The following is a 5395-nucleotide window of genomic DNA, read 5'->3' as shown; positions in this document are numbered from 1 at the left end:
GTCAGGTCCGAGACCGCCTTGCGCAGCCGGTCATTCTCTTTCTCGAGCTCCTTCAGCCGCTTCACCTGGTCACCCTTCAGGCCACCGAACTCCTTGCGCCACCGGTAATACGTAAACTGCGTCACGCCGATCAAACGGACCGCTTCTCCGACAGAACGACCTTGCGACAACAGAACATCGACTTGGCGCAGCTTCGCCACGATCTCTTCGGNTTTGTGCTTCTTCTGGGGCATTCCAACGTCCTCCTACGGCTCAATAGCCTACTTCAGGGAGGACCACTTTTCAGGGGGCAGACCACGCCGGCAGGAAGGTTGGCACAAACCGTCCGTTCACCCAGAAGCAGATCTGGGCAATTCACCTCTTACTTGATCGGGAGAGACGCATCCGGGACCGCGCCCTGTTCGATCTGGCAATAGACAGTAAGCTTCGGGGCTGCGACCTGGTAGATCGGGATTCGCGATGTGGTGGCCGGGCCGGAGATCAGAACTCGCGCGATCATTGTTCAGCAAAAAGGCGGGGCGGCCGGTCCAGTTCGAGATCACCAGCGATGTGAGAGCCAGCCTTCCGGCATGGCTGGAATGACGCGGTGGCTCGGTCGAGGACTACGCATTCCCGAGCAGGGTCGATCACTCGCGCCACATGAGCACAAGGTAATACGCGCGCCTGCTGATGAGTGGGTGATGGCGATCGGTCTACGGTCGGAGGATTATGGCACGCACTCGCTTCGGCGCACGAAGGCGTCGATGATCTACCGGGCGACAGGGAACATACGAGCCATCCAGATCTTGCTTGGTCACTCCAAGATCGAGAACACAGTCCGCTAACTTGGCGTCGACGTGGAGGATGCGCTCCTCTTGGCCGAGAGAACCGAGATCTGAAGTAGATGGCCATCCAACCGAGCGGGGATGGCCATTCACGACATTCGTTCTGATAGGCCACTTCGGCCATCGTGGCGTGGTTTACTGACAGTCTGGTAATGGGCCGCAGGCATGATGAGAAGACGCTCGGCGCGCTTAGGTGATATCCTCGCTCGCGATGCGAGGCACGTGCGCACCGAGCAGATTCTCCAGCCAGGCAATCCTGCCGCCGCGATCGCTGCAGTTGGTGAAGAACGCACGCTGTTTTGCGCGCGTGAGTGCTACGAAGAACGAGTTCATCTCCTCCGGTCTGTTAGGGGTCAGACTCCACCAGCTGTTACTATCGAGGCCGAAGAAGACGATCGTATGGAACTCCATCCCCTTGCTCTTGTGGATGGTCATCAAGGGCACCTGGTTGCGCCCTTCAAAGCGGTCGAGGGCTTCGCTCCAGCTGACGGCGTCGCCAAGACACTCGGACAGCAAGAGTTCGAATCCTTCCACCACGCGAGCGAAGTCGGCGTTGCGTGTGTATGACGGTGTCACGCGCCTTATGACGGCCTCCCCTATTTGCTCGATTAGGAGAGCGACAGCGCCCACCGCGTTGGCAGAATCCGGGTCGTGCGCGGCAATGTAGGCTCTGATCGATTTTACGATGGCTTCGGTACGCGCCGCTGATCGCTGAAGTCCGAGGTCGTCGTCGAGAGATATCGCTTCGAGCCTTCGCAGCTGCTCTTGAGCCAACGCCCATGCGGCGGGGTTTCGGTTTTCTGCTCCGAGCCTCAGGAGCGGAAGGAGAATCTCGGATAGCTCTTCGGTGAGCAAGTCCTGGATCGCGATCGAACCGACGTTCCGCGCGACGTTTCGAAGAGGAACGCCGAGTTCGGCGAGAGCCGGGCCTAATTCTTTCTCCAACCGTTCGGGGTGGTTCCGCACAAGGACTGCCAGCTCGTGGGCCGGGATACCGTCATCGACCTGCTCAGATATCCAGCCTGCCAAGCCTTCGATCTCTGCTTCTTCGTTTCCGAAATCCCAGATCGCGCAGACATCTCCATCGACCGCCTTTTCCCCGCGTGCGACCGCATGCTCCACATTGGGGTCGATGCTTTGAGCGACGATATGCTGGATCGCCACGAGATCGGTATGCGAGCGCCAGTTCAATAGCAGCGATATGGGTCTTGCATCGAATTGCTGCGTGAACACCTCGAAGCCGTTCGGCATCGCGCCCGCCCAGCCCATGATGCGCTGCTTGTCGTCTCCGACGGCGGTAAATGTGTTGTGGTCTTTGTCGAAGGCGGAGGTGAGCAGCTCGAACTGAGCGCGCTGCGTGTCCTGGAACTCATCGAGGAAGATGACAGGGTAAGTCATCCGGATGGCGGCGTGGATCCGGCGGTTCGCGCGCACGAGATACTCTGCGATCCGGTTTATCATCGGAAACGTCAGATAGGCGGTCGGTCGCCCATGCAGCTGATCGTTCCAGTATTCGTCGAACGCGGCCTGAACGTTAGCAGGTACGCCTTGGTCAGCGTCGCCGATCCGGACGCCCACGATAATGCGCGCGAGCTGCTGAGCATTGATGTTGTGAATTCCGGCGCGCATCAGAAAGTCGTTTAACGCGTCGTTGGTCGGAAAGGTGATCTCATAGTTTGCCGGCGGTCTGTACTGAGCCGGCACTGCCATTCGAAACTGATCGACAAGCCCTTTGGCAAATGCATCGAATGTCAGGGACACGAACCGCCGTGCTTGTCCCTCTGGACACCGTTTCCGCACGCGGGCCGAAAGCGTCTCCGCTGCGTCGCGCTTGAAGCTGATCGCAAGGATTCGTTTGGGCGCAGGACAGAGCCCGGTCTGCAGGAGGTAGGACGCTTTTTGCGCAAGGAACTCAGTCTTGCCGGCCCCGGCTCCGGCCGTGACGCATACGCTGCGGTCAGTTTCCCGAAGTGCTTCCCAAGCGCGGTCTTCGAGCTCTTCTATGCCTTGAGGCACCCAGTCTTCCGGACGAACGAGGCTCATGGGACGACTTTACGCTTCACGTAGGCGATGAGCTTCTTCAGCTCGGCCGGTGCATTCTGAGCAAGGCGTTTAGAGTCGATCTCGCTCAAGGCGCGGAGGTGTTCTTCGGGCTTGCTCTCGTTCAAAAAAAGATACGGGTACCAAATAAATCCACCGTCCCAGTTGGCATTGTAAAGATCGGGATCGCCTCCCGTTTTCAGCGTGATTTTCTTCTTGTCCTGCAAGGCATTCGCACTTTTTCTGGGGCCCCGGCCGCCCGGCCTGGGCTGCTGGTAGACATCGGGGAACATCGCCAACATCGAAAAATCGATATCAAGTGGCGATGAGAAGAACACGCCTTCTAGCCTCAGCGCCTTGAGCCACGGATGATCCTGATCTTGGTCGATGAGTTCCTGGTCATCGATCTCGTCAAGCTCATCGAGATCGATTTCCTCATCGATGACGAGCTTGTTGGTACTAAGGTCGTTACCGACGGCGGCGAGTTGCTCCACGACATACTGCACGGTCTTCGCCCCTCCGTGCTGCCGTCCGGCATCGAGGTCAACCAGGGTGGCATAGGGGATTTCGATATCCGATAGGAGGCGCCAGAAGTGAGCGACGAACCGTCCTGCCAAAGGCACGATCGGAACGAATGAGCGATCGAGCGGGAAGTCCGACGCCTCGGCAATGGCGGGGAGCACGATTGCCTCCGATTCGCCCTCAGCCAGCACGACGAACCGCGCGAAGTAGAGCTCGGGATATGCACGCACGGCCAAACGCACATACTTGCGAGCTTCCGTGCCTTCTTCTGGAAGGCTTAGGAGCCTCACCGAAGACTCGCGGGTCTCGGAGTCCAGGCGGGCGTACCGCACCTCTTCGGGTTCTACCCGGCTGAGAATGCTGGCGCTGTGACTGGAAAGGATGACCTGCGCCTCGGCAGCGCCGCCGATGTCGCGTGCCTGGCGCATGATGCGGGACAGAAAAAAAGGCGAGAGGGAGTTTTCCGGCTCTTCGATCGCAAGGATCGTCAGGAATGTTCGGCGGAGTTTCTCCTGATCGAACACGCTATCCGCCGGGACCTCCTGTAGAGCATCGCGTTCGATTTCAAGTGTCGCTGCAGTCAGTGCGATATGGAAGAGAGAGCGTTGTCCGTCACTGAGATCTTCGAGGCGGCGCTCCCGCCCGGCCTCGTCCGGAAAGAACACAAACTCCGCGCGCCGAACGAGCTCTTCAAGCCTAGTCTCGACCAGTCTGAGCTTCGGCGTCGTGTCCGTATCTCCCGTATAAACCTCCGACCATCGGGTTTCGAGCCGTTCCAGAATAAACTCCGTGACATCTTCGGTATCGAATTCGTCTTGAAGTGCGCCTGCCGACGTCTCTGCCTGTTCGATCATCTCTTGAGACCATTTCGCAGCGCGCCACAGACGTCCTTTGAGTAGGTTCGTGACCTGATCGGCTGCATTGCGGTTGGCAGGGACATAGATGAATTGGATGTAATTTCGCTCGACGGCCTGCACCGCCTGGCACTCGTCCCATTCGAAATCGTCGTCCGTTGCACGCACCCATCGGAACGCCTCTTCGATCGTTCCTTCGGACGTGCCGTCGTCGATCCACTTCGCTTCGAGGCGCATACGCACTTTCAGCGGCTCATCTTCTCCGCTCGTGGCCATCTGATTGAAGACTTCGGGAATCGCATCCGTATCCGAATCGTCTTTTTCCAGCTCCGGGAAGCCAAGCAAGCAGTCGATGACCATCAAGGTTTCCGACTGGAGCTCCTCGTCCTCCTTGCGCACATGGAAATCGGATTTCCGGATCGCCCGTTGGGCACTGGATGTGCCGAAGGCTTTTTGGAGGGCGGCGAAAATCGCCGTCTTGCCGGAGCCGTTGTTGCCGACAAAGGCCGTAACAGCCTCTTCGAAGGTGAACGTCACTCCTGCTGGCCCAAAGCATCTGAAGTTACGGATAGTCAGCCGCTCAATTTTCATAGAGTCCCCCTCGCCCAGAACAACAAGTCAAATCTATAGTGTGCTGGCGTCGTCATCTACCACCTTCCGTCTTTTCGCAGAATCTTCCGGAAACGCCTGACATCAAACATTACCTGCGCCGCACCTGCGAACGGCAGGTTTTGGAGCAGCGCGATAAGTCAACAGGCGTCCTCAAAGGGGTAGTGTGCCGTCGTTGAAATCAGCTTGCACTCAATGGCAGCTATTGATGATGTCCCGGGGCGTGGTGTAGCAGGATAGCGGCGGTCACCAGTGTTTTTCCGGTAGGGTCGGGTTGTTCAAGCTCAACCTGATGGAAAGTCCACCGATGACCGACGATATGATGAACCTGCGCTCGCTCGTTGAGAAGAGTGCTGACGCCGATTTGCTGCGCGAGATGATCGGCTTTGCCGCCGAGAAGCTGATGGAACTGGAGGTCGGCGCGAAGACGGGTGCTGCCTATGGCGAGAAGAATGCCTTTCGGCTGGCCCAGCGCAACGGCTACCGCGACAGAGACTGGGAGACGCGGGCCGGAACAGTAGAACTTCGCATTCCGAAGCTCCGCAC

General features: G+C 58.3%; 4 protein-coding genes and 1 pseudogene. 2 read left to right on the top strand and 3 right to left on the bottom strand.

Annotated elements, in window-relative coordinates:
* On the bottom strand, window positions 1–233 hold a 233-nt coding region (locus L630_RS0120320), incomplete at its 3' end, for a transposase (protein ID WP_024850009.1).
* Between the two features lie 110 nt (window positions 234–343).
* Between L630_RS0120320 and L630_RS22000 the strand changes: the two are divergent.
* Window positions 344–824 (top strand): annotated as a pseudogene (locus L630_RS22000) (tyrosine-type recombinase/integrase).
* 189 nt (window positions 825–1013) lie between these two features.
* Here the strand turns inward: L630_RS22000 and L630_RS0120305 are convergent.
* Both L630_RS0120305 and L630_RS0120300 read right to left on the bottom strand, forming a co-directional pair.
* A complete protein-coding gene (locus tag L630_RS0120305) occupies window positions 1014–2867 on the bottom strand; it encodes an ATP-dependent helicase (RefSeq protein ID WP_024850008.1) in 1854 nt (617 codons plus the stop codon).
* Window positions 2864–4831 (bottom strand): AAA family ATPase, encoded by a 1968-nt coding sequence (locus tag L630_RS0120300; RefSeq protein WP_024850007.1) that lies wholly within the window; start codon window positions 4829–4831, stop codon window positions 2864–2866. The genes L630_RS0120305 and L630_RS0120300 overlap by 4 nt, the downstream gene beginning before the upstream one ends.
* A gap of 325 nt (window positions 4832–5156) precedes the next feature.
* On the opposite strand from L630_RS0120300, the gene L630_RS0120295 reads away from it, so the two are divergent.
* A partial coding sequence (locus L630_RS0120295) for a transposase (RefSeq protein WP_024850006.1) occupies window positions 5157–5395 on the top strand: 239 nt, incomplete at its 3' end.

This window comes from Aminobacter sp. J41, assembly GCF_000526635.1.
Lineage (GTDB): Bacteria > Pseudomonadota > Alphaproteobacteria > Rhizobiales > Rhizobiaceae > Aerobium.
Note: the sequence above shows the minus strand (reverse complement) of the source record. Positions and strands in the feature narration are given on the sequence as shown.